The organism is Thalassospira sp. Z349TD_5 (assembly GCF_056173045.1).
Genome location: NZ_CM149654.1, coordinates 91,539 through 116,863, shown reverse-complemented (window position 1 = coordinate 116,863; position 25,325 = coordinate 91,539). Strand labels below are relative to the sequence as shown.

The 25,325-nt window shown below is 53.3% G+C and carries 25 protein-coding genes; 14 read left to right on the top strand and 11 right to left on the bottom strand.

Going from position 1 to position 25,325, the window contains the following annotated elements:
- Positions 1-12: 12 nt before the first annotated feature.
- The 5 genes from AC0VXT_RS00510 to AC0VXT_RS00490 form a co-directional block, all read right to left on the bottom strand.
- Positions 13-666 carry a GntR family transcriptional regulator gene (locus AC0VXT_RS00510; RefSeq protein WP_475547061.1) on the bottom strand — a complete coding sequence of 218 codons (654 nt, stop codon included), beginning with the start codon at positions 664-666 and terminating at the stop codon, positions 13-15.
- Positions 667-675: 9 nt separating this feature from the next.
- Positions 676-1,524, bottom strand: coding sequence for a shikimate dehydrogenase family protein (locus AC0VXT_RS00505; RefSeq protein ID WP_475547060.1), 849 nt, complete (start codon positions 1,522-1,524; stop codon positions 676-678).
- 11 nt (positions 1,525-1,535) lie between these two features.
- Positions 1,536-2,804, bottom strand: a complete 1,269-nt coding sequence (locus AC0VXT_RS00500) for a TRAP transporter large permease (protein WP_475547059.1) — start codon at positions 2,802-2,804, stop codon at positions 1,536-1,538.
- Positions 2,801-3,283, bottom strand: coding sequence for a TRAP transporter small permease (locus AC0VXT_RS00495; protein ID WP_102784556.1), 483 nt, complete (start codon positions 3,281-3,283; stop codon positions 2,801-2,803). The genes AC0VXT_RS00500 and AC0VXT_RS00495 overlap by 4 nt, the downstream gene beginning before the upstream one ends.
- Positions 3,284-3,394: 111 nt before the next feature.
- Positions 3,395-4,420 carry a DctP family TRAP transporter solute-binding subunit gene (locus AC0VXT_RS00490; protein ID WP_475547058.1) on the bottom strand — a complete coding sequence of 342 codons (1,026 nt, stop codon included), beginning with the start codon at positions 4,418-4,420 and terminating at the stop codon, positions 3,395-3,397.
- Between the two features lie 387 nt (positions 4,421-4,807).
- On the opposite strand from AC0VXT_RS00490, the gene AC0VXT_RS00485 reads away from it, so the two are divergent.
- From AC0VXT_RS00485 to AC0VXT_RS00470, 4 genes are all read left to right on the top strand, one after another.
- Positions 4,808-5,542: a Crp/Fnr family transcriptional regulator gene (locus AC0VXT_RS00485; protein ID WP_101301067.1), complete on the top strand. Its 735-nt coding sequence runs from the start codon at positions 4,808-4,810 to the stop codon at positions 5,540-5,542.
- A complete protein-coding gene (locus AC0VXT_RS00480; RefSeq protein ID WP_475547057.1) occupies positions 5,526-6,899 on the top strand; it encodes an adenylate/guanylate cyclase domain-containing protein in 1,374 nt (457 codons plus the stop codon). Before AC0VXT_RS00485 ends, AC0VXT_RS00480 begins: the two co-directional genes overlap by 17 nt.
- Positions 6,900-6,931: 32 nt before the next feature.
- Positions 6,932-7,498: a flagellar assembly protein FliW gene (fliW, locus tag AC0VXT_RS00475; protein WP_475547056.1), complete on the top strand. Its 567-nt coding sequence runs from the start codon at positions 6,932-6,934 to the stop codon at positions 7,496-7,498.
- Positions 7,499-7,708: 210 nt separating this feature from the next.
- The gene (locus AC0VXT_RS00470; protein ID WP_475547055.1) at positions 7,709-9,190 is read left to right on the top strand and encodes a DUF4139 domain-containing protein; all 1,482 of its coding nucleotides are present in this window, start codon (positions 7,709-7,711) and stop codon (positions 9,188-9,190) included.
- 69 nt (positions 9,191-9,259) lie between these two features.
- On the opposite strand, the gene AC0VXT_RS00465 is transcribed toward AC0VXT_RS00470, so the two are convergent.
- Positions 9,260-9,889, bottom strand: a complete 630-nt coding sequence (locus AC0VXT_RS00465; RefSeq protein WP_022733890.1) for a hypothetical protein — start codon at positions 9,887-9,889, stop codon at positions 9,260-9,262.
- Between the two features lie 192 nt (positions 9,890-10,081).
- Between AC0VXT_RS00465 and AC0VXT_RS00460 the strand changes: the two genes are divergently transcribed.
- Positions 10,082-10,657, top strand: coding sequence for a hypothetical protein (locus AC0VXT_RS00460; RefSeq protein WP_475547054.1), 576 nt, complete (start codon positions 10,082-10,084; stop codon positions 10,655-10,657).
- 45 nt (positions 10,658-10,702) lie between these two features.
- Positions 10,703-11,659 carry a 2-hydroxyacid dehydrogenase gene (locus AC0VXT_RS00455; RefSeq protein ID WP_475547053.1) on the top strand — a complete coding sequence of 319 codons (957 nt, stop codon included), beginning with the start codon at positions 10,703-10,705 and terminating at the stop codon, positions 11,657-11,659.
- A 119-nt stretch (positions 11,660-11,778) separates the two neighbouring features.
- On the opposite strand, the gene AC0VXT_RS00450 is transcribed toward AC0VXT_RS00455, so the two are convergent.
- Together AC0VXT_RS00450 and AC0VXT_RS00445 are read right to left on the bottom strand one after the other, a co-directional pair.
- Entirely contained in the window at positions 11,779-11,946 is a 168-nt protein-coding gene (locus AC0VXT_RS00450) for an ATP-binding protein (protein ID WP_475547052.1), read from the bottom strand.
- A 54-nt stretch (positions 11,947-12,000) separates the two neighbouring features.
- Positions 12,001-14,325: a sensor histidine kinase gene (locus tag AC0VXT_RS00445; protein ID WP_475547051.1), complete on the bottom strand. Its 2,325-nt coding sequence runs from the start codon at positions 14,323-14,325 to the stop codon at positions 12,001-12,003.
- A 76-nt stretch (positions 14,326-14,401) separates the two neighbouring features.
- Between AC0VXT_RS00445 and AC0VXT_RS00440 the strand changes: the two genes are divergently transcribed.
- The gene (locus AC0VXT_RS00440; RefSeq protein WP_475547050.1) at positions 14,402-15,847 is read left to right on the top strand and encodes an HD domain-containing protein; all 1,446 of its coding nucleotides are present in this window, start codon (positions 14,402-14,404) and stop codon (positions 15,845-15,847) included.
- Positions 15,848-15,885: 38 nt separating this feature from the next.
- Here the strand turns inward: AC0VXT_RS00440 and AC0VXT_RS00435 are convergent, their stop codons facing one another.
- Entirely contained in the window at positions 15,886-16,770 is an 885-nt protein-coding gene (locus AC0VXT_RS00435; protein ID WP_475547049.1) for a GntR family transcriptional regulator, read from the bottom strand.
- Between the two features lie 122 nt (positions 16,771-16,892).
- Here AC0VXT_RS00435 and AC0VXT_RS00430 point away from each other — a divergent pair, with 122 nt between their 5' ends.
- The 6 genes from AC0VXT_RS00430 (at position 16,893) to AC0VXT_RS00405 (ending at position 23,422) form a co-directional block, all read left to right on the top strand.
- Positions 16,893-17,885, top strand: a complete 993-nt coding sequence (locus AC0VXT_RS00430) for a sialic acid TRAP transporter substrate-binding protein SiaP (RefSeq protein ID WP_475547048.1) — start codon at positions 16,893-16,895, stop codon at positions 17,883-17,885.
- A gap of 82 nt (positions 17,886-17,967) precedes the next feature.
- Positions 17,968-18,480 carry a TRAP transporter small permease gene (locus AC0VXT_RS00425; protein WP_101301083.1) on the top strand — a complete coding sequence of 171 codons (513 nt, stop codon included), beginning with the start codon at positions 17,968-17,970 and terminating at the stop codon, positions 18,478-18,480.
- Positions 18,480-19,760, top strand: a complete 1,281-nt coding sequence (locus AC0VXT_RS00420; protein ID WP_022733898.1) for a TRAP transporter large permease — start codon at positions 18,480-18,482, stop codon at positions 19,758-19,760. The genes AC0VXT_RS00425 and AC0VXT_RS00420 overlap by 1 nt, the downstream gene beginning before the upstream one ends.
- 29 nt (positions 19,761-19,789) lie before the next feature.
- Entirely contained in the window at positions 19,790-21,316 is a 1,527-nt protein-coding gene (locus AC0VXT_RS00415; RefSeq protein WP_475547047.1) for a UxaA family hydrolase, read from the top strand.
- Between the two features lie 91 nt (positions 21,317-21,407).
- Positions 21,408-22,073 (top strand): potassium channel family protein, encoded by a 666-nt coding sequence (locus tag AC0VXT_RS00410; RefSeq protein WP_475547046.1) that lies wholly within the window; start codon positions 21,408-21,410, stop codon positions 22,071-22,073.
- A 5-nt stretch (positions 22,074-22,078) separates the two neighbouring features.
- A complete protein-coding gene (locus AC0VXT_RS00405) occupies positions 22,079-23,422 on the top strand; it encodes a TrkH family potassium uptake protein (protein ID WP_475547045.1) in 1,344 nt (447 codons plus the stop codon).
- A 3-nt stretch (positions 23,423-23,425) separates the two neighbouring features.
- On the opposite strand, the gene AC0VXT_RS00400 is transcribed toward AC0VXT_RS00405, so the two are convergent.
- Complete coding sequence (locus tag AC0VXT_RS00400; RefSeq protein WP_475547044.1) at positions 23,426-23,755, bottom strand: DHCW motif cupin fold protein; 330 nt, start codon at positions 23,753-23,755, stop codon at positions 23,426-23,428.
- A 235-nt stretch (positions 23,756-23,990) separates the two neighbouring features.
- Between AC0VXT_RS00400 and AC0VXT_RS00395 the strand changes: the two genes are divergently transcribed.
- On the top strand, positions 23,991-24,869 hold the full coding sequence (locus AC0VXT_RS00395; RefSeq protein ID WP_475547043.1) for a DUF294 nucleotidyltransferase-like domain-containing protein: 879 nt from the start codon (positions 23,991-23,993) through the stop codon (positions 24,867-24,869).
- Between the two features lie 23 nt (positions 24,870-24,892).
- Here AC0VXT_RS00395 and AC0VXT_RS00390 read toward each other — a convergent pair whose 3' ends face one another.
- Positions 24,893-25,264 carry a 5-carboxymethyl-2-hydroxymuconate Delta-isomerase gene (locus AC0VXT_RS00390; protein ID WP_102784568.1) on the bottom strand — a complete coding sequence of 124 codons (372 nt, stop codon included), beginning with the start codon at positions 25,262-25,264 and terminating at the stop codon, positions 24,893-24,895.
- Between the last annotated feature and the right edge of the window lie 61 nt (positions 25,265-25,325).

The window sequence follows — 25,325 nt, the reverse complement described above, 5'->3', positions numbered from 1 at the left end:
CGCACTGCCAGTTTAATCCTGCGGACGACGCCGATAGGTTTCAATATGGTCGGTCAGCTTTGCAATCGCGCCATCAAGGTCACGCGCCAGCGCGAGGTCATAAATCGCGCGATGCTCGTCGATAATGTCATGGGCGCGAAAGCCGTGTGTCTTAAGCTCGATCACCACATAACGACGGAACTGATCGAAAATTTCTCGGTGCAGCCGCATGTGCAAATCTGATCCGCACGCCGATATCAACGCCTGATGAAATTCGCGGTCATACTGGCTCCAGCGGACCGTAAGCTCGCGGCTTTCTTCGGAAAGCATCTGCTTTTCAATCGAGGACAGTTTGTGATGGGCACCGGCAACGCGGGCTTCCCACTCGACATCTCCCTGCTTGATCGAGGCGGCCAGACCTTCGCATTCAAGCAGCAGCCGCATCGACGTCAATTCCTTGAAATTGGACGGCGATGTCTCGACAACACGAAACCCCTTCTGACCTTCGACAAAGACAAATCCCGATGCGACAAGGCGGTTTAGCACTTCGCGCAGCGTATTGACCCCGGCGTTATAACGTTCGCGCAGGGCATCAAGCTTAAGCTTCACGCCAGGCTGCAACTCGCCATACAGAATGTCATCGCGAATTTCGTTATAGACCGTTTCGGCAACTGTGCTGGTGCTCATCGTGTTCCCCTAACCCGTCAATGCCTCGGGATAGGCATTGAAGTAATCCTGTCTTGCAGCATCGGCATCAATTTCCGCCCCGCTGAAAACCTCGAATGCTTCAATACCCTGAAAGAAGAAGAGTTCAAAGCCGGTCATGACTTCAATCCCCGATTTCGTTGCTATACGCAGGAACGACGTTTCAACCGGGGTATAAACCGCATCGAACGCCCATCTCTGACCGCCCAGCAAGTCAACATCAAACGGACAGCCCGGATACTGGTTCATCCCGACTGGCGTACAATTGATCAGGCCGTCGGCACTGCGCACCGCATCCGACAGATTTTCTGCGCTGACAAATTCGGCCTGCGCATCCGCCGCCGTTAACGTTGCGACCAGTTCTTCGCCCCACGTGATGTCCTTGTCATGGACCAGGATTTTATCAACCCCCAGCCCGCGTAAACCAAACGCGGTTGCAAGGCCAACACCCCCCGCACCAAGCTGCAAAACCGTTCCCGGCTTTGCATCCCCGAACTGCTTTTTATAGCCGCGCATAAAGCCAACAAAATCGGTGTTATCCCCGCGCCAGCCATCTTCGCAAAACACAACCGTATTCACAGCACCAAGGGCTGCTGGCAGACGTTTACGCGGTGTGATCAGCTTGCGGGCACTGGTTTTATACGGATGGGTGACATTGACCCCCGCATAGCCGGATTCCGTGCATGTGGTCAGCTGTTTGATCAGATCGAAATCCTCAATCTGATCGCTGTCGAGATAGTCGTAACTAACATCCATCCCGCACATACGGCCGAGCAACACATGCAGTCGGGCCGACTGGCTGCGTGAAATGCCTTTACCGATAAGACCGAGTTTCAACATGGGACGGTATCCTAAAATCCAAACAGTTCCGGCAAGAAGGTGACAATGCCCGGAACAAAGGTGATGACCAGCAACACAAACAATTCAACAAGGAAGAATGGCATGATCGCCTTGATCATTCGGGCCATGCCAACACCGGCAATCGCATCAGCAACAAACAGGCACAAGCCCATCGGCGGTGTGATCAGGCCAATCATCAGATTGAAAATAACGATGATGCCAAAATGGGTCGGGTCAATGCCAAGGCTCAGCGCAATCGGATGCAGGATCGGCACCAGCACCAACATCGCGGCAATGCCCTCAAGAGCAAGACCAACCACCAGTAACATCAGGTTGATCAGGATCAGGAACATCGCCGGGCTGTCAACATAGCCCAGAACAAACTGGCTGACCGCCTGTGGAATACCGGCAAACGTCATGAACCAGTTGGCCGCAGCAACCGTTCCCATAATGATCAGAATACTTGAAGAATCACGCATCGCCCCGGAAAATATGCTCGGAAGGTCGCCCGGTTTGAGTTCGCGAAACACAAACAACCCGACAACGAGCGCATAAAACACCGCAAAGCTTGCCGCTTCGGTCGGTGTGACAATCCCTGCAAGGATCGACCCGATGACAAAGATCGGCATAAACAGCGGGATCACACCGTTCCAAAGCGCACTCAGCTTTTCACGGAAATTCATCCGTTCACGCGGGGTGGCATAGTTCTTTACAAAGAACCGGACATAAATCGACAGCGCCATCGCCAATAACAAGCCCGGAACAATCCCGGCAAGGAACAGGGCGGGTACCGACACATTGCTTGTGATCAGCGCATAGATGATCACGGGAATACTTGGCGGAATGATCGGGCCAATCACCGATGATGCTGCGGTAAGCGCGGCGGCAAAATCACGCGGATAGCCTTCCTTTTCCATCGACGGGATAAAAATACGGCCAATGGCCGAGGTATCGGCCACCGCAGAGCCGGACAGTCCGGCAAAGATCACCGATGACCAGATATTGACCTGCGCCAAACCGGCCTTGGCATGACCGACCAACGCATTGGCCAGATTGATCACACGCGATGTAATGCCGCTGGCATTCATCAGTTCACCGGCCAGCACGAATAGCGGGATCGCCAGAATGGTAAAACTGTCCATGCCCGCGAAAATGCGTTGGGGCAGCAAGTCGATGCTAAAGGTGCCAGACCCGATATAGGCGGCAATGCCAAGCGCAATCGCAAATGCGACCGGTGCGCCAATCGCCAGCAAAACAAGCAGGGTAACGCCGGTAATCATGCTTCACCCCCGGTCGGCACGGCCTTAAAAAACGAAATAATGCGTAAAATAGCTGCGATCACCAGACAGATACCGCCAACGGTAATCGCGATCTGCGCCCAATACATTTGAATGCCAATGCCCGATGCGACAATGCCACCACGTTTTCCGGCAAAAATCAGCCCGGCATAGGCAAGGATGCCGCCCAGCACCAATGTGGCGACATCAACCAACAGACTGAGCTTGCGCCGGAACTTCTCGGGAACGGTATCAATGACAATGCTGAAAGTAATCTGTTTGCCCTGCAAATAGGCATAGGCAACGCCAAACATGCAGCCATAGATCATCGCATATTTTGCGACCTCCTCGCTCCATTGCAGGGGGGCGGAAAACAGGTAACGGCTCACACTGCCAGCAAAAACAACGCCAAAGACAACGAGGATACTGATCCCCGAAAGTCCGGCGAGCAAACGCATAAACGCAATTTCGACGCGTTGCATGGGGGTCCCCCGGATTATCGCGGACAACGGAATGCTTTTAGAAAAAGCATGGTGGCGGGAGAAAAGGACGGACCAGGCTCAAAGGAGAAACACCCGGTCCGCCAAAACCGATTACATCGAGGCTTCTGCCTCGACAACAGCGGCCTGCAGCTTTTCAATCCACTGCGCATCAATCTGGCCCGAAAGCCATTCGATCACAGCCGGCTGTGCTGCATCACGGAACGCTTTGAGCTGCTCTGCGGTCGGCGTGGTCACTTCCATGCCTTCCTCGGTCAGCTTGGCAACACCTTCTGCGGAATTGAACTGCTGAATTGCACGGCCAACGTTTGATGCAACACCCGCAGCACGACGCAGAAGCGCCTGATCTGCTTCGGACAGATCCTGATAGATCGCTTCATTTACGACAATAAAGTCGGTGCCATAAACGTGACGATCAAGTGTGAGGTACTTCTGCATTTCGTAGAATTTGTTGGCATAGATCACGCTGATCGGATTTTCCTGACCATCAACCGTGCCAGTGGTAAGGGCGGTCGGAACTTCCGGCCACGGGATCGGAGTTGGCTCACCACCAAGTGCCTTGACCATCTCAACAAACAGCGGGACGGTCATGACGCGAATTTTCAGACCTTCCATATCCGACGGCTGGGCAACGGCACGTTTGGAGTTGGTAAAGTTACGGAAACCAGTTTCACCATACGCCAAGGTGCGCAGGCCGGTTTTTTCCAAGCAATGTGCGGCAAGTTCCTTGCCGAAATCACCATCCAGTACGTTCCACGCCACATTGGCATTCGGGAAAACATACGGCACATCAAGGACGGCCGCTTCTGGGCAAACCTTTGAAAACGGGCCTGAAACCATCGACATGGCCAGCGTACCGTCCTGTGTATTTTGCAAAAGGTCAGTTTCGCCGCCAAGCGAACCGGCGGGGAACAGGGCAACCTCAATACGGCCACCGGATTCTGCTTCGACAATGTTTTTAAAGACCTGCGACGCGGCACCTTTTTTTGAGGTCGTCCACTCTGCCGGATCAACGTGGGCAAAGTTCAGCGTTACGTCAGCAGCATGCGCCGAAAAACCAAATGACGCAGCAGCCATAGAAACGGCACCCAAAAGGGCACCCTTGGAAATCATCTTCATTACGTCCTCCCGATTAAACAAAATTCCGTAGACCTTGGTTGCTTCAAACAATCTTGTTGTTTTGCGGTCCCTTTTCGGAATTAGGATAATTTAAAAAATATAGGAGATTTTGTCAAACATTCTATATTTTTATCAAAAACAGCCACTTACCCCGTCAAACGACACAGAACCGATGATCAAAACCCTCATCAAGGTTGCCGATTAGAGATTGGAATTTAAGGATGGGAATGCGAATCGGCTCGGTAAATGCAGCAAGATCATTTCGACAATCATGCCAATAACATGACCCTCGAAAACTGCTTGCTGTAAATTCCTGTATTTGTGCTAGTTTAACTGTGAAATTGATCCGATGAACTCTGATATAAAACCATTTCCAAAGTGAATTCTGTGAACACTCTCACCGGCCCCACATCACCCCAGCTTGCAAAAATTGCCTCGCGTATTCTGGCGGGCAGCTTCCTGTTTGAGGATCTTGATCCTGAACTGCTTGAACAGCTGTCTGCTCAGGCCACTGTGCGCCGCCTTGAAGACGGTCAATTGCTGTTTGAAAAGGGGGCTGCGGCAGACGGCCTTTATGCTGTCGAAGCCGGCAAGGTTCGCATTTCATCGGTGTCGGAAACCGGCAAGGAAATCGTTTTGAACGTGCTTGCCCCAGGTGCCGTGTTTGGCGAAATCGCCCTTTTGGACGGCGAACCGCGCACCGCAACCGCACGCGCCGTTGGCCCGACGCGCTTCCTGTTCATTTCACGTGATGCCTTCTTTGAAATATTTGACCGCGAAGCACCGTTGCGCCGCCATATCACGGCTCTTCTGTGTCGCCGTTTGCGCTGGGTCAGTGATTTACTCGAAGATGCCAACTTCCTTGATCTTATGGCGCGCCTGATCAAACGCATCCTCTGGCTTGCCGAACGCCATGGCGGCCCGGACCCCGAAGGCATCCGCATTGCCCTTCCGCTGTCACAGCAGGAACTCGGCCTGATGCTGGGTGTGACGCGCGAAGCAGTTAACAAGAAACTGCGTGAACTTGAAAAGCGCGACATGATCACGCGCCGTGACGGACGTCTGGTGATCAAGGATGCCGACGGGCTCAAACAGCTTCTTGCTGATGCAATCAAGAACTGACCCCACAATCTCACTGTTTGACCGGCTTGTCGCACGCGAAGAAAAGCGCGGACTGATCCTTGTTGCGTTTTTGCGCATCTGCATGCTGGCCTTTATCCTGCTTTTGTTCAGCAAACCGGATTCTCCGACCGGTACGCTTTACACCCTGCTCGAGGTTCTCGGCTGGTTCATTCCCGGTGTTTTCATTCAATTGTTGGTCGCAGCACGCGGCGGAAAATGGGTATGGCTGCTGTATCTTTTGGCAGTCATTGATGCCGGACTGATTGTTTATATATCGGTGGTGCCCGATCCCCTTAATCCGCTCACCAATCATCCCGCGTGGCTGTATGGCTTTGTTGTGCGTGACCGTGGCGTAGTCTTTTCAATGATCATGATGGCGCTTGTCATCATGACATTTTCGCCGCGACTGATCCTGTGGTTCGGTTTTTGGCTGTTGATGGCGTGGATTACGGCAATCGTCTGGCTGATGCATCGTCCCGGCGTCATTATTTCCCAGCATTTTGGCGACGACTGGAACCCGACAAAGCAGGAACTGATCGACACTTACAATCTGCCGGAATTTGTCGATATCTCTGCCTTGGCCGAACAAGTGGTCATTGTTGTCGTGTTTACGTTGGCCTGTGCGGTAATGGTTTCGCGCTTACGCGTGTTGATCAACCAATTTGCCGCTGCCGAACGCGCACATGGCAATCTGGCGCGCTATTTCCCTATCGCCCTTGCCGACCGTCTTGCCGATCGCGATGAACCCATACGGGTTGGCGAACGCCGTGAATGCGTCATCATGTTTGCCGATATTATCGGGTTTTCCGGCTTTGCCGAAAAACGCGATCCGCAAGACGTCATGAAATTCCTCAACCAGTTTCACCAGATCGCCACCACACAGATCGGTGCCTATGGCGGGATTGTCGAAAAATATATCGGTGATGCGGTGATGGCCAGCTTTGCTGCCTTTGATGACCTCCCGTGCCCCGCATCAAATGCCCTGTGCGCAAGTCAGGCCATCGTGTCGCAGGTTTCTGAATGGCAAGCTCGCGAACCCGCAGATGACGGCTTACCGCTCCGGATTGGTGTCGGGCTTAATTTTGGCCCCGCCGTTGTGGGTGACATCGGACAGCGCGAAGCCGTAACCCCTGCTGTAATCGGGGCAACTGTCAATCTTGCTGCCCGGCTTGAACGTGCAACCCGCAAGCTTGAGACCGACACTGTCATGAGTAAAAGTTTCGCCAACCAGATACGCAACGAAAGTTCCGTTTCAGGATCTGTTTTATTGCGTCATTATCAACAGCATGAATCCATTCGGGTAAAAGGATTTAGTGACCCAATACCTGTTCTGTTTCACCGTGATCTTGAAAACTAGCCAAATTCCATAGCCGTTATTGCAATAAAGCCTTGAAATCGGGCAATACAGCCCCAAAATGCGTTTTATCTCATGCACATGTGCTGACAACTGATCAGCAGGAGGAAGTGATGGCCACACCCACAGAAACGACTCCCCCGGCACCTCAAGCGGTACCGTCTTCTGTAAGGTTAACAACCCTGTTTGGTGAACGCGAATTTGAATGGGACAAAGCCATTTATTTCCCTGCGGGACTAAAAGGCTTTCCTGACCATAATGTCTTTGCCTTGGCAAACTTCCCCGGAGACGGCGCAAGCAGTTTTCTCCTGATGCAATGCCTGACCGAACCGGAACTGGCCTTTATCGTTGCCCCCTACAATATGGACAGCGATACAATTAACCCGGAACACCTTGAACAGGCCTTCACCATCCATGGCATCAAAAAGAATGACGGCGCTGTGCTTTTGATTGTCACTCTGCACAAGCCCGAAAATAACGGCGATGTGTCCATGTCCGTCAATCTGCGCGCACCAATTATCATTGATACGGAACGTCAGTCCGCCTACCAACACCACCTGCCCGAAGCCGGACATTATGACTTCCATCACATCGTAAAATAGATACCGTAAATCAGTTTGACGCTTGTTGTGCTCTGGCTCAACCTAAGAGCCCAGCATCATTGCGCCTTTTTGCTCGAACCTTGCAAGACCCCAGTGCCACCAACCAGCTGAGAACAAGTTCAGGTTGGCCTACTCCCTTCCTTGATCCTGCCATGTTTTCGCGTGAAAGTGGCATTCATGAAACCACATTAACCGGACAAGGGATCGGGAATGTCTGTAACACTGCGAAACCGTTTTGCACTTGCCGCACTTCTGGGTACGGCTGTTTTTTTTGGTCCGGATATCGAGACCGCATGCGCGCAAGAATCCTCTGAAAACCGGGCCAAGCTCAATACATCAATTCCCGTTTCGGCCACCAACCGGACAAAATTGCAGCTCAGCATCTATCCCGGCAATCTGGCGATGGTTGCCGAACAGCGCACCGCCGCCATCCCCGAAGGCCAAAGTATCCTTCAGATTGACGGTCTTGCCCCCACGGTGATGGATGACTCGTTTCTGATCGGCACGCCCAACAACAGCGACCTCGTCTGGACGTCGCTTCGCAATTCGATGAATGGTGCAGACGCCTTCACCGCCCTTCTGCGCAATCAGATCGGCAAGGAAGTCATCATTCGTCGCGATGATGACCTGATTGAAGGCACCTTGCTGTCCCTGTCGGGCATGGCGCTGGTGCAAACCGATGCCGGAATTGAACAGGTCCCGGTCAGTCAGATTATCATCAGTAAGCTCCCCGACGGCTTTTCCCCCGATCCATCAATTGAGGCTGAAATTGCCACAACATCGGCCCTTGATCATCTTTCGATGGCCTATCTTCTGGGCGGGATTGGCTGGAGCACGTCCTATGTCGGACACTATGACAGTGATGCCAACAACCTGACACTGTCGGCGATCGCACGGGTAACCAATCAATCCGGGGCGGCGTTCGATGATGCGCAATTGCGTCTGGTGGCCGGTGATCCCAACCGGGTCAGCCAGGCACCAATGCCAGTTGCCAAGGCGGCCCGCAATGAAATGATGATGTCGGCCATGGCCGATTCATCCGGTGCCGCACCGGATCGCGAAAGTTTTGAAAACCTGCATGTCTATGGCCCGTTTGACGGCCTTTCGATGCAAGATGGTGATACCGTAATCTTGCCGTTGATTGATAAACAATCCCTGCCTGTCACCCGTCGCGCCATTTTCAATGGCTCAAGCAATGCTTATAACATGGGCCAAAATGGCGAACCGGACTTTGTCCGCCCTGATCTTGAAATCAAGATCACCAACAAAGGCGGGGCGGATAATCAAAGCCCGTGGCCAGATGGCATCGTACGCATCTTTGCCAACAGTCAATCGGGCGACACCCGCTTTGTCGGTGAAGATAACCTGTCGCTGACCCCGGTTGAACGCGAAGCCACCCTTCGTCTTGGTAAGGCCAGTGATGTTTCGGGTACGCGCCATGTGACGTCCTTTACCCGTAAGGCACGCCCAAACATGCCCGATGCGGTCACAGCGGACCTTGAATGGAAAATCAGCAACACCAGTTCACGGGCAGAAATGATCACAATTTACGAAAACATGCCAAGTGATTGGGTCGTTAATGCCGAAAACCACAAACATGTCCTTGTGCAACCCGGCCTGATCCGTTGGGACATCGACGTCCCCGCCAATCAGGAAATCGCCGTTAGCTGGTCGGTCAGCAGCATCAACTAAGTCATCAAGGCGCAACCTTGTATGTCAGGTTGCGCCTTGATCTTCTTGAATTACCAGCTCGGCTTGCCGTCACAACGGTGCGTCTTGGCCCTGTGGTCGTTTGCTGTTGTAAAACGCCTTTGCCAATGGCAACAGCAACGCCGCATCAGGAACCTGACCGGTGTCATCACACAATTCGGCATAGATACAAATCAGTTTGGTCAGCAAGACAAAAGCTTCCTGATCATTCATCCCGGCAAACCGGCCAAGGATACGGATCGCCTCACCTGCCGCATCGCGTGCCAAATCCAGTTGACCCGCACCGCGCATGGCCAAAACCAGTGCCGCCAGTGAATAGCCAAGATCCAGTCGTTCCAGATCATCCTTGCGTCCGACACAGCCATTCAACCGATCCCGACGCAGTGCAACCGCCTGAGACGCTGCATCTATCGCCCATTCCCATTGCCCTGCATCTAGCTCAAGGGCCGCGCGGTTGTTCAGGCTAAGTGATAATCCGGCAATCGCAGCATCGCGCGCCTTGGGTAAATGACTGGCAAAAAGCTGATCGGCCTTATCAAACAAGCTCAGGGCATAATCCCGTTTGCTGTGATGCTGACTGGTCGCCATCTCCAGATACAACCTTGCCAAGGTCAGGGAACCGGGCTCTGTCGCCTCAATGAAGGACAAACGCAACGCATATTCGTCTGATTTGTCCTGCATGTTTTTCCCGCCACCCCGTGTTTGCTGTCTTATTTTCGCGCCCCACCGCCCAATACCGGTGTTACAAGCAAAGACGTTCGGGCAAGGTGCCTTGTGAAGGAGGGTCAATCAGCGATAAGCTGTTTGCGGACCATGAACGGCCTGATACATAATCTGTTTTACATTTGCCCCACAGTCGGAAAACAGCCCCGCATGAACATGTCGAGTGAAACCCTGCGTGCCCTTTACGGCACTTGGCGCATTGCCCGTGGCGATGCCAACGGGCTGACATTTTTTGATTTTTCCCTAAACGGATTTTGGCGATCCTTTTTGGCCGCCATCATCGTATTCCCGGCTTTTGCATTTTTACGCTGGCATGATTTGCTTGACGCACCGGAAGATTTCCCGGTCGGACGCTATATGACCGTCGAAGTTGTTGCCTATGTCATTAAATGGCTGGCATTTCCGGTCTTGATGTACCAAGTGATGCCAATCTTGGGGCGTACCGAACGATATATCGGCTTTATCACGGTCTATAACTGGTCAAGCGTCCTGCAAATGGCGGTGTATCTTGTCGCACTGTTACTGGGCGTTTTGTTCCCCATGCTGGGACCGGGCGGATTTGTCATGGTCGCGGTCATCGCGATGCTGGTCTACGGCGTTTATATCGCGCGTTTGACCCTGTCGGTTCAGATCCCGACGGCCAGTGCGATTGTCATGGCCGATTTCCTGTTATCCATGGTGATCACATCCATCGGTATCCGACTGGCCCTTGGACAGTTATTCTAAAACCATAAACCGCAAAAAAATCATCCTCATCAGGGAGAAACACACATGAAACCGGTTCTTGCCGTCACCCGCCGATTGCCCGACGCCGTCGCAAAACGGGCTGCGGAACACTATGACATCCGAACGCAGGAAGATGACGATCCACTGTCGCGCAATGAAATTCTGACCCTGTGCCATGGTGCGGATGCCGCCCTTGTATCGGTTGGTGATCCGATTGATGCGGCGTTTTTTGACGCCCTGCCAGACAGTGTCAAAATCATCGCCACGTTTTCGGTCGGGACCGATCACATTGATATCGCAGCGGCGCGCAAAAAGGGTGTGATTATTGGCAATACGCCGGGCGTTCTGACAGATGCCACCGCCGATATTGCATGGCTTCTGATTCTCGGTGCCGCACGCCGCGCCAGCGAAGGCGAGGCCGAAGTCCGCAATGATACATGGTCAAGCTGGCGTCCGACCCATTTGATGGGCACACAGGTCACCGGCAAGAAGCTGGGCATCATCGGCATGGGCCGTATCGGACAGGCGGTTGCCAAGCGCGCCCGCGGTTTTGATATGGAAATCCATTATTTCAACCGGAGCCAACTGCCCAAAGATCAGGAAAATGGTGCGACCTATCACAGCAGTATGGATGACCTGCTGCCCCATTGTGATTTCCTGTCACTGCATTGCCCGTCAACCCCGGAAACCAAGGGTATGGTCAATACCGACTTCATTTCCAAACTGCCCGACGGGGCAATCATTGTGAACACCGCACGCGGCGATGTCGTCAATGACAAGGACCTGATTGCCGCATTGAAATCGGGCAAGCTGACAGCGGCGGGGCTGGATGTATTTGCCGGGGAACCGAATATCGAACCGGCTTATCGCGATCTTTCCAACACGTTTCTGTTGCCGCATCTGGGATCAGCCACGGTTGAAACCCGCAATGCGATGGGATTCCGTGCGCTTGATAACATTGACGCCTTTGTCGCCGGCAAGGACGCTCCCTTCACGGTTTAACACTGCGCACAAAGTGCTAAGACATCATGCAAAAGGCGCCGAAATCCGGCGCCTTTTTCCTTGATCGGGGAAGCGATCCGCACAGCACCTATCCGTGACGTAACGCAAACATCAACAGATCAAAGATCACTTTCTTCGCCCGCAGGCAGGATACAGGCGATTTCGCGGCCATCGCGGCTGATCTTGACCCGGCCACCATGAATTTCAACAACCGCACGCACCATCGCCATGCCAAGGGCACGCCTTGCAGATGGGCTTTCGCCGTCGCGCAATCCTTCAAACAACATCGGCTGCGGGGCTTCATCCGACAGCGATATTGAAATTTCGATATCCTCACCGCGTCAACGCGCCATGACGGAAACTTCACTGCCTTCGGGGGCGGAGCGCAGCACATTGGTCACAAGGATGAACAGGGCCTGTTTCAACCGGCGCTCATCGGCCACCATCCAGCCAATATTGCGCGAACAATAGAGCCGCAGCGACACATTCAATTCGGCTAACCGTGCCCGGGTCAACGCTTCGAGGGATCGGAGCAACCGCCTTGGATCAACCGTATCCAGTTCAAGGGCAACCTGCCCCGATCCAAGGGTCGCCAGATCGCGCATGTCATCGACAAGGGCCAGCATGCTTTGGGCTTCGGACCGGATGGTTTCAACCGACCGGGCGACATTACCGCTCAGATGCGGGATCAAACGATCCGACTCGCCATTAATATGATCAAGCGGCTTGGTCAGCTCGCGCGATACGGTGGAAATGAAGTCTGATTTCATCTGATCGGCAGTTCGCAGCGCCTCGTTGCGTTCACGCAGCGCACGTTCGACCCGGATGGTATCGGTAACATCAATATAGGACATCATCACCGCCCCATCGGGCAACGGCACAATGGCAAAATCGACAATGGAGTTATCAGACCGCTCAAGCCGCCCATTCATCGGTTCGTGGTTGGTGATGCGGGCCACCATCCGGCTTTTGAATTTGTCCCAGTCATCGCGTTCACGCCAGTATTCACGCGACTTTTCAACCACCTCGGCCAAATGTGGGGCGGCATCAAGAAACGCCGGATCAAGTCCCCAAAGATCGGCAAAACCATGATTGTGCAGCCGTAAACGACCATCCCCACTGATAACGCCAACGGCTTCATGCAGGCTTTCAAGCGTTTCACGCTGAACCGCAATCAGGGTGTTATAGCTGCTTTCAAGCACCAATTTGTCAGTGACATCTTCATAAACAAACATCAGCCCGCCAAACGGATGGGGTGATGTAAACCGGCGCAGCGTCATGCCATTTGGCAAATGCATCAGATCTTCTTCGGATTTCAGAAGATCGGTAAACCGTTGATTTTCAGTATTGCGGAACTGGTTGAAATCGGTGACTTCGGGCAATTTGCGTTCATCGCGCAAACGCCGCAAAACATCATCATGGGTCGGTTCAGACCACAGCCATTCGTCATCAAGATCCCAAAGCTTGGTAAAGGCGGTGTTAAAGAAAATAAGCCCCTTGTCCCCGCCGTAAACCGCAATCGCCGTTCCAAGGTTTTCGAGAACTTCAGCATGTGCGCGAATATGACGCGACAGATCAGACTGCAATTCCTCGACCGATGTGCAATCAATCGCAAACCCGATCAGTTCATCCGACGCATCGGGGTTTTGTGACAGCATTTCGGTAATGCGCAGCAATTTGCGGTCGCCGCGAATAACCACGTGATAATCACGTGTCAGGTCCTCGCCATTGCGCTGCACCGATGCGGCAAGCGAACGCCCGTGATCGGGAATAATGCCTGCGCCAATCTCCGCCTGATTTTCAAGCACGTCCTCAATGCTGGACCGCTCAACCGCATCGGCATAAGCCGCGTTGCAATCAATCAGCCGCAATTCACTGTCACGCCGCCACACCGGGAACGGCAAGCTATCAAGCAACAACCGAAGCCCGGAAACCTCATGTTTAAGAACCTGAAAATCGCCAAACTGGTTTTCGCGTTCGCGGGTATGGCGGGTTTCATCGCGGAACCACAATCCGTGTGCCAACACATCGGCCGACCGGTCTTTGCGCGCCGACATCCCCGTCACATGGTATTTGCGCTCATCAAGGGTATTCACCCACTGTTCAAACCGTTCATGCCCGGTTTTAAGACCACGCACCCGTTCCTTAAGGAGCTTGGCATCCTCATCGCGCAATTGATCAAGCAAATCGGGGAACCGTCCATCCGCACCAAGGCTAAAGGCCCGCTTTAACCCCGGGCTGGCACCTTCAGCAAATCCTGTATGGCTCCAGTAATAAACCGGGTCCGGACCGGCGAATAAAAGCTGGGTGAAAAGTTCTGTTTCACCGGCCAGTTCATGTTCGTGATCTTCGACTTCTTCAAGATGACGGCGCATGCGCAGTGACAGTCGCCAGCCAACCCAGGCTGCAATCGCCGCACCGATAAATGCGGCCAACCCAACCACCAGCCAGTCGCGGTCGCTTAATCCCGCAAGGCTGCCAAAAATCGTCACACCAATACCGGCATTGCCATCCGGTTCCGATACAATCACCGGGGCATTATCAAGTCGAAATTTATCCTGCGCATGAAGTTGCGTCGAAACAACAAGCATGGTCAGCGCACCGCACGCCCACTGCCAGACTCCCGACAGCCGAAATCCGGGATATTTGCGCGAAAATACCTTCACCTGTTCCTTTCGCCGAACTTGATCAGAAGCTTGATCGGATGCCTGCCGTGTCACGTGTTGTTAACCGTTTGTGTTTATGAGCTATTATTATGGTGAAAACGGGGTGCTTTTACCACCGTTTCGCATCATTGCAGCAACAGCCTTGGCTGGAGCCGCATTTCACGGGGTCATCCCATGGAAAAACCGCGATGACATGGCGTATGAATCGGGCTATGTCTGCGGTGTCGTCGTTAACAACAGATACAGCGTACCCGTCCCGAATATGAGTCTAAAACCGCAGCTAGATCTTTTTGCGAAGCACGCGGAGGCAAAGCCTGCCGCGTCACAGAAGGAATCCGCCGCGCTCAAGGCTTCCAAGGATGATGGACCGGAAATTCGCGACCTGTTCGACACCAATTTCAATGCCGATGACATCGCCGAATGGGAACTGCTGTTTCGCGATGCACCGCAGTATAATTACCATTTCAAACGATCCCAGATCGCCTCGGCCTTTGACCGTCCGCTGCACAAAAAGCTGATTGCATCGCACGCCTTTGAACGGTTGCGCGAAATCTCGTTTTTGGGGGCCATTGATTATCTGTTCCACCCCAATGGACGACCGGCCAATATCCGCCATTCGCGCTATGATCACACCATTGGTGTGGCCCTGCTGTCGCAGCAATATTGCCGCTTGATGGATTTGTCGGAGGCTGACCGCGACCTTCTCGGTGCGGCCGCACTGCTACATGATATTGGCCATGGTCCGTTTTCCCATACGCTGGAACCGGAATTTGCCCGGCGGTTCAACCGTAATCACCACCAACTGACCAATCAGATCATCACCGGCGAGGTCCAGCTTGATCTTTCGGTCAACCATCTGCTGGTCAAACATGGCGTTGATCCCGATGAGGTGATTGCGCTTCTGTCGAAAAAATCGACCCACCCGCACGCCAGCCTTTTGTCGGGGCCGGTCAATATCGACACGCTGGAGGGCATCAGTCGGACCAAGACGTACGTCCATCCGAACTATGTCCATTGTCATCCAAGATTGCTGCTCGAAGCCGCCGTCAAACTTGATGACGAATCGCTCAAACGGCTTGATAAGTTCTGGCAGCTTAAAGAAGACATCTATCGCAATTTCATTTTTGGCCCGATGTGCTTTGCCACCGACCATTTATGCCGCGAATTTGTCGTCAATAATGCCCCGGACTTTGCCGCCGATGACTTCCTGTTGACCGAAAAGGCGTTCTTGCAACGCCACCCGACCTTTAAAAAATTCCTGTTCAGTCTGAAAAACCGGATTGAGCTCGACGGGGTTGTTGACGCGGTTGATCAGAACAAATTCAGTGCCGCCGCCGCCATTCTTGAAGACAACAAAACCAAGGTGCCCAAGCGCGAATTTCACATCAACGCCGATGTCGATGTGAAATGCTTCGCCGACCTGTCAAAACGCTATTACGAAGAAAAAAATTCGTTCCTGCGTCGCGTCGGCAGCCTTACAGACCCGGCACAACAGGCCGCCGCAGCCAGCCTGTTTGACTAGAGCCTTTTGACGAGAGCCTTCCCGGCCAATGACGCCCCCTAATCGCGCTGTAATGATGCAATAAATGTCTGATGGGCTGTTTCCAAATGCCGTTCAAGTGCAGCCGTCGCAGCCCCTTGATCCTTTCTAAGGATGGCATCGATAATCTCAAGATGCTCTTGCACTGCAAATCCATTGCGCCCGACCTGGTTCTTCTTAGACCAGCGATAGTGAAAATGGAAAATCACCGATATTGAATCCTGAAAACCATCCATAAACCGGTTCCCGGCGGCGGCATTCAAGGTCCGGTGAAAACGGGTATCAAGCTCTGAAAACTCCGTAAACCGCGTATCGATTTCGCTGCGTAATTGAATGTGCTCCTGACGCAGGCGCAACAGCTTTCCCCAGAACGGCTCATCTTCAGGAATGTCAAAAATTGCACGGATGGCACGGCATTCAAACATCCTGCGGACTTCATGAAGCTCCAGCGCATATTGCTCGGTGAACCCTTCAAGGATCCAGCTGCGCTGTGGTTCCTTGCGAATAAAACCAACCCGGCTCAGCCCAATCAGAAATTCACGGATGGCAGTATTTGAAACGCCGAACCGCCGGGCCAAAGCCGCCTCGCTCAGACGGCTGCCGGGGGCTGGTTGCGCGTCTTTCAGCCACATCATGAAATCGGTCTCAAGCCGTTCTTCGAGGCTTCTGATTTCCGAAATCGGAAAGTAATCGGACTTCTGAGGTTGGCGCAATAATACAATCGGAAAACTGGTTGATGAAATCAGATTAATCTCGATTGCGCGTTCCAAAACGCGGCGCGCCAAAGTCCGGCTCACAACCAGCAACCGCGCCAAACCCGATATCGTATCAGGAGAATTCCCGATCGATACACTGTCGAGCCATGTGTTGAAGCTGGTCTTGAATTTTCGGTCTGAACGGGCCACGGCGACAACTGTCTTTTAAAGTGTTTTTTAAGCATTAAAGACAGTTGAGATGGATGGCAACTGTTCCCTAAGATGAAACCGAAAATAGAACAAAAAAAGAGTTCAAAATCATGGAGGTTACAATGTTCACCCGGAAACTCATCCGTGGCACCGTCATGGGCCTAACGGCCCTTGTTGCCCTTGCCGGAATGCCCAAAATTTCCAGCGCGCAAGAAGTCCTGAAATTCGGCCATGTCTATGAGGTCGATACCCCGTATCACCGTGCGGCTTTAAAAGCATCCGAGCTGTTCGCCGAACGTACCGATGGCCGCTATAAAATCGAAGTCTTCCCGGCATCCCAGCTCGGCAAGGAAGCCGCCATCAACGAGGCGTTGACCCTCGGTTCAATCGACATCATTTATACCGGCGTTGCCTACCTCGGGCAGACATACCCACCGATTTCGATCTCCGATTATCCGTTTACGCTGCGCGGTTACGAACACTGGCTGAACTACACCAAGTCGGACCTGTTTGCCGAACTGTCCAAAGAATATACCGGTGTCACCGGCAATGAGATCGCCGGGCTGGTTTATTACGGCGCACGTCATGTGACCTCGAACAAACCGATCCTGACACCGGCCGATATGAAGGGTCTTAAAATCCGCACCCCGAATGCCCCGGCCTATCAGATGTTCCCCAAGGAAACCGGTGCTAACCCGACGCCAATGGCCTTTTCCGAAGTCTATCTTGCTCTGCAACAGGGTGTCGTCGACGCACAGGAAAATCCGCTTCCGACCATCAAATTCAAGAAATTCTATGAAGTTCAGTCGAACATCAATCTGACTGGCCACATCATCAACTCGTTGATCATGCTGGTGTCGCCTTCCACCATGGACAAACTGGGGGATGAAGACGGCAAAGTTCTGCTTGAAACCCTTCAGGAAGCCGGGATCGGCGCATCCAATGAAATCGTGAAAAACGAAAATGAGTTGGCCGACTGGTTCCGTGAACAGGGTGTCACGGTCAATGAAGTCGACCGCGGCCCGTTCATTGATGTCATCGCCCCGCGCCTGAAAAGCGACGACATGCCATGGGATCCAGAAATCTTTGAGCGCCTAGAAGCCATCAAAGGGTAACCTGCCTAACTTTGTTCAGCTTCCAGCCGGGGGAACCTTGTTTCCCCGGTTGCGCCATGTCCGATTTCCGACGGAGACACACATGTCCGACATTAACGGGGATCTTTTTACCGAACAGGAAAAGCAAGAGGCCGACACACATGCCAGCCTCAAACTGACATGGGCCGATATTCCCGCGCTCCTGATTTTCTGTGCTCTGTTCGTGACCGTATTCCTGCAATTCTTTACCCGCTACGTGCTCAATGACTCCCTTGCATGGACCGAAGAAATCGCACGCTATCTGCTTATTCTGGTGGCCTTTGTCGGGGCGGTGAAATGTCAGCTCGTCGACAGCCACATCCGGCTTGAAATCATCGACAAACTGGCCGGTCGGGCCCTGCCACGGCTTAAAATCATCGCCCTTACCCTTTCGGCCGGGTTCTTTGGCTTTGCCATCTATTCGCTCAACGAACTGATGACCAAAACCTCCTATCAGAAAATGGTCTCTCTCCCATTTCCCAAATATTACTTCTACGGGCTGATCATGGTCGCCCTTGGTGTGCTTGTCGCCGTCCACGTGCGGCAGATTTATGTGCTGCTGCGGAGTAAACCCTGATGAGCTTCCTTATCCTTCTGATATCGCTGGCTGTTTTTATTGCCGTGCGCGTCCCGATTGCCGTTGCACTTGGCCTTTCATCGCTCATTTACATCCTGATCGAAGGCATGCCGTCGGTTGTGCTGCTTCATAACATGATCAATGGCATGAACAGTTTCCCACTGCTGGCCATTCCGTTCTTTATTCTGGCCGGTGGGTTGATGAATTCCGCAGGCATCACAAGCCGTATTTTCGCCTTTGCCCGCGCGCTTGTCGGTTGGTCCCATGGCGGACTGGGACATGTTAATATCGGGGCCAGCATTGTGTTTGCCGGCATGTCGGGGGCGGCGGTCGCCGATGCGGGCGGGCTTGGCGCCATTGAAATCAAAGCCATGCGCGATGCTGGATATGATGACGACTTTTCGGTTGGCATTACGGCTGCCTCCTCGACCATCGGCCCGATCATTCCCCCATCCCTGCCACTTGTTATTTTCGGGGTGATGGCATCGGTATCCATCGGTGAACTGTTTGTGGCCGGGATCATTCCCGGATTGCTGATGGCCGCATCCTTGATGGTGATGGTCTGGTGGATAGCGCGCAAACGCAACTACCCACGCGATGTCGCCTTTAGCCCAAAGCTCGTTGGATCGACGTTCCAGACCGCTTTCCTGCCGCTATTGACCCCGGTGATCATTGTTGGCGGTATTGCATCGGGGATCTTTACCCCGACCGAGGCTGCTGTGTGTGCGGCAAGCTATGCCATTGTTCTCGGCATGCTGGTCTATCGCACGCTCAGCTGGAAAAAACTGGTGCGCGTATCTGTTGAAACCATCGAAACCACTGCATCAATCATGCTGATCGTCGGCACAGCCAGTGTCTTTGCATGGATTCTTGCTGCCAATCAGGCCGCCGTCGTGTTTTCCGAAACGCTTCTTGCCCTGACCCAGGATAAAACCCTGATTCTTTTGATCATCACACTGATTGTTCTGGTGGTCGGTCTGTTTATGGAAACGATTGCCGCGATTTCAATTCTGGTCCCGGTGCTGCTGCCAATTTCGATGCAGCTTGGCATTGATCCGGTCCACCTTGGGATCATTGTGATCCTGAATTTGATGATCGGGCTTTTAACCCCGCCCATCGGCATGGTGCTTTATGTGCTTTCCAAGGTGTCATCCGTACCGTTTGAGCAATGTGCGAAGGCAACCATGCCGTTTCTCGTGCCGCTGATCGCGGTGCTGCTGCTTCTGACCTTTGTGCCGTCCATAACGTTGTTCCTGCCCGATCTTCTGTATCGGCAGTAATCCCCCCATCAATACAGAGGACCAAGCACATGACCACTTCATCCCCAGACAGCATTCTGTTGCATCCCGGCGATAATGTTGAAATTGCGCTCGGCAATCTGGCCAAGGGTGCCCGGATTTCCCAAAGTGGGGTTCTCTTGAGTACACCGGTCACACGCGGGCACAAAATCGCCATCCGCCCGATTGCGGCTGGCGACCCGGTGCTGCGCTATGGTCAGATTATCGGGGCGGCCACCACCGATATTGCGCCGGGCGATCATGTTCATACCCACAATATCGGCATGAGCGAACATCGCCAGGACTATGACTTTGCCAAGGATATCGCAGCACTGCCTGCTGCACCGGAAGCTGAATTCTTTATGGGGTATCCACGCAGTGACGGACGGTTTGGCACCCGTAATTATATCGGTGTGTTGACCTCGGTAAATTGTTCGGGCAGCGTCGCGCGCTTCATGGCCGAACAGGCGGAAAAAACCAGCTGGTTTGCCGAACTTGAAAATGTCGATGGCATTGTGCCCATCGTCCACGGCAGCGGCTGTGGCATGGGCCGCCATGACGAAGGCTATGACACCCTGTTTCGCACCCTGTCAGGCTATGCCAAGCATCCGAACTTTGGCGGCATTTTGCTTGTCGGGTTGGGGTGCGAGGCCATGCAGGTCGAAGATTTGGTCGGGGCGGAAAAACTGCGTCATGATGGCAACTTCCATTACATGACAATTCAAAACAGTGGCGGCACCCGCCAAACCGTCGAACGCGGTGTGGATATCCTGCGCGACATTGCGCTACGCGCCAATAAGGTTAAACGCGTGCGTGTCCCGGCATCCGAACTGATCGTTGGATTGCAATGTGGTGGGTCGGATGGATATTCCGGCATCACCGCCAACCCCGCCCTTGGATATGCTTCCGACCTTCTGGTCCGGCAGGGCGGCACCACCATTTTATCGGAAACACCGGAAATCTATGGCGCGGAACATCTTCTGACCCGACGCGCCATAAGCGTTGAAGTCGGCCAGAAACTGGTTGATCGGATCAACTGGTGGGAAAACTATACGTCTGTGCGCGGCGGTGAAATGAACAACAACCCATCACCCGGCAATAAACGCGGCGGTCTGACAACCATTTTGGAAAAGTCACTCGGGGCCGTTGCAAAAGGTGGCACAGCACCGCTGACAGACGTTTATCAGTTCGGCCAGATCATCGATAAGAAGGGCTTTGTCTTTATGGACAGTCCCGGATATGACCCCTGCTCGGTGACCGGTCAAATCGCCAGTGGCGCGACCCTGATCGCCTTTACCACCGGCCGTGGATCGGTGTCGGGATATATTCCAAGCCCGTGCATCAAGCTTTCGACCAACACGGCGATGTATGAAAACATGCACGAAGACATGGATATCAATTGCGGTGACATTGCCGACGGGAATGTCACCATCGAAGACAAAGGCCATGAAATATTCGAAATGTTCCTGCGCGTCGCATCAGGAACCGAAAGCAAAAGCGAAGCCCTGGGCTTTGGCAATGCCGAATTCGTCCCGTGGCAAATCGGCGCTGTGATGTAGGACGATATTGCTTGCCTGTTTGACTGATAACGATGCCCCGGCGTAGCATCGCGGGCATAAACCCACATCGGTTAAAAAGGACACAGCGGACATGGCCCGGAACCACAATCGGACTTTCGTGATCATCGGGCTTGGCACCGTGGGCAGTACGGTTGCCTCTGATCTGGTGCGGTATGGCAATCACGTCATGGGCATTGATATCAACGAAAAATCGGTGGCCGCCCTGTCTGATACCCTTTCAGAAGCCGTCATCGCCGATGGCCGGGATGAAGAAGCCCTGCGCGAGGCCGGGGTCGATAAATTCGATGTTGCACTGATCGCCATTGGCGAAGATCTGGAAGCCAACATTCTCTGCACGATGAATGTCAAAATGCTTGGCGTGAAAACCGTCTGGGTCAAGGCGATCAACAAGACCCATCATCGTATCCTGACAAAACTCGAACCGGATCGGGTTATCCTGCCCGAACAGGAAATCGGCCAGCACATCGCCCAGAAACTTCATAACCCCGCTGTCCGCGATTACCTGAGCCTTGGCAACGGCATGCATGTCATCAATTTTCAAACGCCCGACTCACTGAATGGGCAAACGGTCGACTCCCTTGATCTGGAAAAGACCTATGATCTGCGCTGTCTTGGCCTGTCACGCGGATCGGACTTTATCAGTTGCGAATCCGGTGCCGTCACCATCGCAGAAGGCGACAGGCTCCTGATACTCGGACGCCGTGAAAACCTGCGCAAATTCAGCGACGGCGTCTAAAAGCCATGCAAATCTTTTTCCCGAACCGCCCCGGAACGCCAATCCGCATTCCCCCACCGCTTTTGCTGTCGGTTCTTTATCTTGCCCTTATCCTGATCGGGGCAGTTGTTCTGTCTTTACCGATTTCGGTCACCACACCAACGACCTTTTCTGACGCCCTGTTTACCGCCACATCTGCGGTCACGGTCACCGGGCTTTCGGTGGTTGATACCGGCACAAACTTCACCCTGTTTGGTCAGGTTGCCATTCTGATCATGATACAGCTTGGCGGGTTGGGGTTGATGACCTTCGCCGCCCTTGTTCTATCGGTTCTCGGCCTGCCGATCGGGCTTAGCCATCACACCTATTTGCGCGAAGACCTTAGTCAAACGTCCCTTGATCGCCTGGTCGGGCTGGTCAAAACCATCCTGCGGGTTGTTTTGGTTTGCGAACTGATCGGGGCCGCTTTGTTACTTCTGGTTTTTGTGCCTGAATTTGGCCTTATCAAGGGCCTGTGGTTTTCGGTTTTCCATTCTGTTTCGGCCTTTAACAATGCCGGTTTTTCCCTGATGCCCGACAGCCTGACCCACTGGGCCACCAACCCGGTCATCAATCTGGTTATTCCCGGTCTTTTGGTAATTGGCGGCATCGGCTTCAGTGTCATTTCCGATATGTCACAACATCGCACGTGGCAGCGCCTATCAATGCACAGCAAAATAATGCTGTCGGGCACCGCCATTCTGACCATCTGGTCGGTGGCGGTGTTTGCCATTCTGGAATGGAACAATCCCGGCACACTTGGCGCCTATCCCAATATTTTCGACAAACTTCAAGTCAGCTGGTTTCAAGGGCTGACCACGCGCACCGCCGGGTTCAATACCGTCGATATCGGCTCCATCCACGACACCACGGCATTGATGTTCGTGCTTTTAATGGTAATCGGTGCGGGTAGCACATCGACCGCAGGCGGGATCAAGGTCACCACCTTTATCGTTCTTATTCTGGCGACCATTGCCTTTTTCAAACGCCACAATCAACTGCATGCCTTCGGGCGCAGCATTGGCCTTGAAGAAGTCATGAAGGTACTCGCCCTGACCATGATTTCCATCTTCGTCATCATGCTGGGCATTTTCCTGATCACCATTTCACATGATGGCGATTTTCTTGATCTGGTGTTTGAAGTCACATCCGCATTCGGGACTGTCGGCCTATCGCGCGGCACGACCGACGAGCTTGACACCGCCGGGCGCATCATCATCGGGGTAATCATGTTTATCGGCCGTGTCGGCCCGCTGACCCTTGGCTTTTTCCTCGCCCGGCGTGTTCCGCCACGGATTTCCTATCCCGCCAGTCAGGTCTATCTCGGTTAAAGATCAATCAACGACAAACAAAGTCGCACCGGTTTGCGTTGATGACCGGTGGGCTTCGGCGTTATCGGCAACCTGATAACTCATCCCCGGTTTCAGGGTATAGGTCCGGCCATCTTCAAGCTCGGTGACCAACTCGCCTTCGAGACACAACAAAATATGCCCTTTGCTGCACCAGTGATCAGCAAGATAGCCCGACGAATATGTCACCATCCGGACCCGGATCGGGCCAAAGTTCTGGGTGCGCCATGTCGCCATGCCGGTTTCACCGCGATGCTCGGTCGGCTCAATACGCGACCAGTCAGTGGTCCCAAAGGGCAGATTGGCAATATCCATGGGGGTATCTTTCAAAAGGAAGGTAAGGCAGAACGCCACGCCAAACTATGCGCCCAACCCCCGCCCGGTCAATCACCTCAAACGCACATCCGCCATATCAGTTAAACGCGGTATTAATCTTTACCCTATAGGCAGATAGTGGGTGATCAACGAGTCGCACCAAAGGACTGACCGCATCTTGTTACCGGCAACCATCGCAACCAACCAAAATTACTCTGCACATCGTTTGGCGGAAATGCGCGACGCATTAGCCGAACGCCTGCATGGCGATACCTTTTGCGTGGTTGTGACCGGGTCCTATGGACGGCACGAAGCATCAGATCAATCCGACCTTGATTACTTCATCATCGGGCGTGAAGCCGAACGAAGCCAAGCCCCGCACCGTGATGTCGCCGATATTCTGGGCAAGATGGTGACCAAGAAACCCGCGGTAAACGGCCCGTTTTCTTCTTATATCACCGCCGAAGAACTGGTGAACCGGATCGGACTTGATGGCGATACCAATTCCATCACCACCAGGCGCTTGCTGTTTTTGCTGGAATGCGAATGGCTCTATAACGAGGCGGGTAAACGTAAATTCTTTGACGACCTGATTGCCAATTACGTCACGACCACGGTGACACGCGAGTCAATCGCGCGCTTTTTGGTCAATGACGTCATCCGCTATTACCGCACCATCAGCGTCGATTTTGAAATCAAAACCCGCGAAGGCGACGCCAGCAAGGCATGGGCGCCGCGCCGCTTAAAACTCGTATTCTCACGGAAAATGCTTTATTTCGGCGGTATTATTGCGGCCGCTGAAACAGCAGACCGCGATTATGCGGGAAAACGCGAAAAACTGTCCGAACTTTTGCAGCTCCCGCCAATCACCCGTCTACAAACCGTGTTTGGCGAAAAAAGCCTTCCGGCACTCGACCTTTATGATCGGTTCCTGCGCGAACTTTCCGATCCGGACGTGCGTGCACGGCTTGAAAAAGTCGGCCCCAATGACCGCAATGATGCCGAATTGCGATCCTTGCTTGATGCAGGCAAAAACTTCTCACACGAACTGATCACGCTTTTAAAGGGGCGCTATGGCCCGGATCACCCGATCCACGAAGCGTTGCTGATGTAGTCGAACGCGGCCCAGCTTGGGCTTTAACGTTTCTCGGTCACATGCTTGTGGTAATTCGCCCGGTCAAGATCATGGACCTCGACACTAAATTGCACCGCATAATCCCCGACCAACCATTCCAGCCGGTCACACAGGGCCGCAAGGGCGGCTTCACCCGTGGCAAATTTCACGGCCTCGCTACGCCCCGACAGCAACCGAATATCAAGATGCACCATGGCACTTTTGTCATCACCATCGGCAATCACAACATTTTCAAGCGGCGATATCCGGGTTTTGAACGACGCCAGTTCGGCGTCGGTTTCTCGTGCAATGACATAATGAAGATCAACCGCGAGCTTGCGCAACTCATCGGCAATCGGAAGTTTGGCAGAATATTCGATTTCAAGCTGGGGCATGATTTCTATCTCTTTGGTAGCGGCTTGCTCCTTCTAACAAGGAACCTTGCCTGCTGAACAC

Bases quoted from the DNA above. Each gene is read 5' to 3' on its own strand.
- AC0VXT_RS00400 (WP_475547044.1), bottom strand. From the start codon at position 23,755: ATGGATATTGCCAATCTGCCCTTTGGGACCACTGACTGGTCGCGTATT.
- AC0VXT_RS00405 (WP_475547045.1), top strand. From the start codon at position 22,079: ATGCAAATCTTTTTCCCGAACCGCCCCGGAACGCCAATCCGCATTCCC.
- AC0VXT_RS00415 (WP_475547047.1), top strand. From the start codon at position 19,790: ATGACCACTTCATCCCCAGACAGCATTCTGTTGCATCCCGGCGATAAT.
- AC0VXT_RS00430 (WP_475547048.1), top strand. From the start codon at position 16,893: ATGTTCACCCGGAAACTCATCCGTGGCACCGTCATGGGCCTAACGGCC.
- AC0VXT_RS00495 (WP_102784556.1), bottom strand. From the start codon at position 3,283: ATGCAACGCGTCGAAATTGCGTTTATGCGTTTGCTCGCCGGACTTTCG.
- AC0VXT_RS00500 (WP_475547059.1), bottom strand. From the start codon at position 2,804: ATGATTACCGGCGTTACCCTGCTTGTTTTGCTGGCGATTGGCGCACCG.
- AC0VXT_RS00470 (WP_475547055.1), top strand. From the start codon at position 7,709: ATGTCTGTAACACTGCGAAACCGTTTTGCACTTGCCGCACTTCTGGGT.
- AC0VXT_RS00490 (WP_475547058.1), bottom strand. From the start codon at position 4,420: ATGAAGATGATTTCCAAGGGTGCCCTTTTGGGTGCCGTTTCTATGGCT.
- AC0VXT_RS00420 (WP_022733898.1), top strand. From the start codon at position 18,480: ATGAGCTTCCTTATCCTTCTGATATCGCTGGCTGTTTTTATTGCCGTG.
- AC0VXT_RS00410 (WP_475547046.1), top strand. From the start codon at position 21,408: ATGGCCCGGAACCACAATCGGACTTTCGTGATCATCGGGCTTGGCACC.
- AC0VXT_RS00440 (WP_475547050.1), top strand. From the start codon at position 14,402: ATGAGCTATTATTATGGTGAAAACGGGGTGCTTTTACCACCGTTTCGC.
- AC0VXT_RS00450 (WP_475547052.1), bottom strand. From the start codon at position 11,946: ATGTTGTTTGAAGGATTGCGCGACGGCGAAAGCCCATCTGCAAGGCGT.
- AC0VXT_RS00390 (WP_102784568.1), bottom strand. From the start codon at position 25,264: ATGCCCCAGCTTGAAATCGAATATTCTGCCAAACTTCCGATTGCCGAT.
- AC0VXT_RS00465 (WP_022733890.1), bottom strand. From the start codon at position 9,889: ATGCAGGACAAATCAGACGAATATGCGTTGCGTTTGTCCTTCATTGAG.
- AC0VXT_RS00505 (WP_475547060.1), bottom strand. From the start codon at position 1,524: ATGTTGAAACTCGGTCTTATCGGTAAAGGCATTTCACGCAGCCAGTCG.
- AC0VXT_RS00455 (WP_475547053.1), top strand. From the start codon at position 10,703: ATGAAACCGGTTCTTGCCGTCACCCGCCGATTGCCCGACGCCGTCGCA.
- AC0VXT_RS00510 (WP_475547061.1), bottom strand. From the start codon at position 666: ATGAGCACCAGCACAGTTGCCGAAACGGTCTATAACGAAATTCGCGAT.
- AC0VXT_RS00395 (WP_475547043.1), top strand. From the start codon at position 23,991: ATGCGCGACGCATTAGCCGAACGCCTGCATGGCGATACCTTTTGCGTG.
- AC0VXT_RS00480 (WP_475547057.1), top strand. From the start codon at position 5,526: ATGCAATCAAGAACTGACCCCACAATCTCACTGTTTGACCGGCTTGTC.
- AC0VXT_RS00425 (WP_101301083.1), top strand. From the start codon at position 17,968: ATGTCCGACATTAACGGGGATCTTTTTACCGAACAGGAAAAGCAAGAG.
- AC0VXT_RS00460 (WP_475547054.1), top strand. From the start codon at position 10,082: ATGAACATGTCGAGTGAAACCCTGCGTGCCCTTTACGGCACTTGGCGC.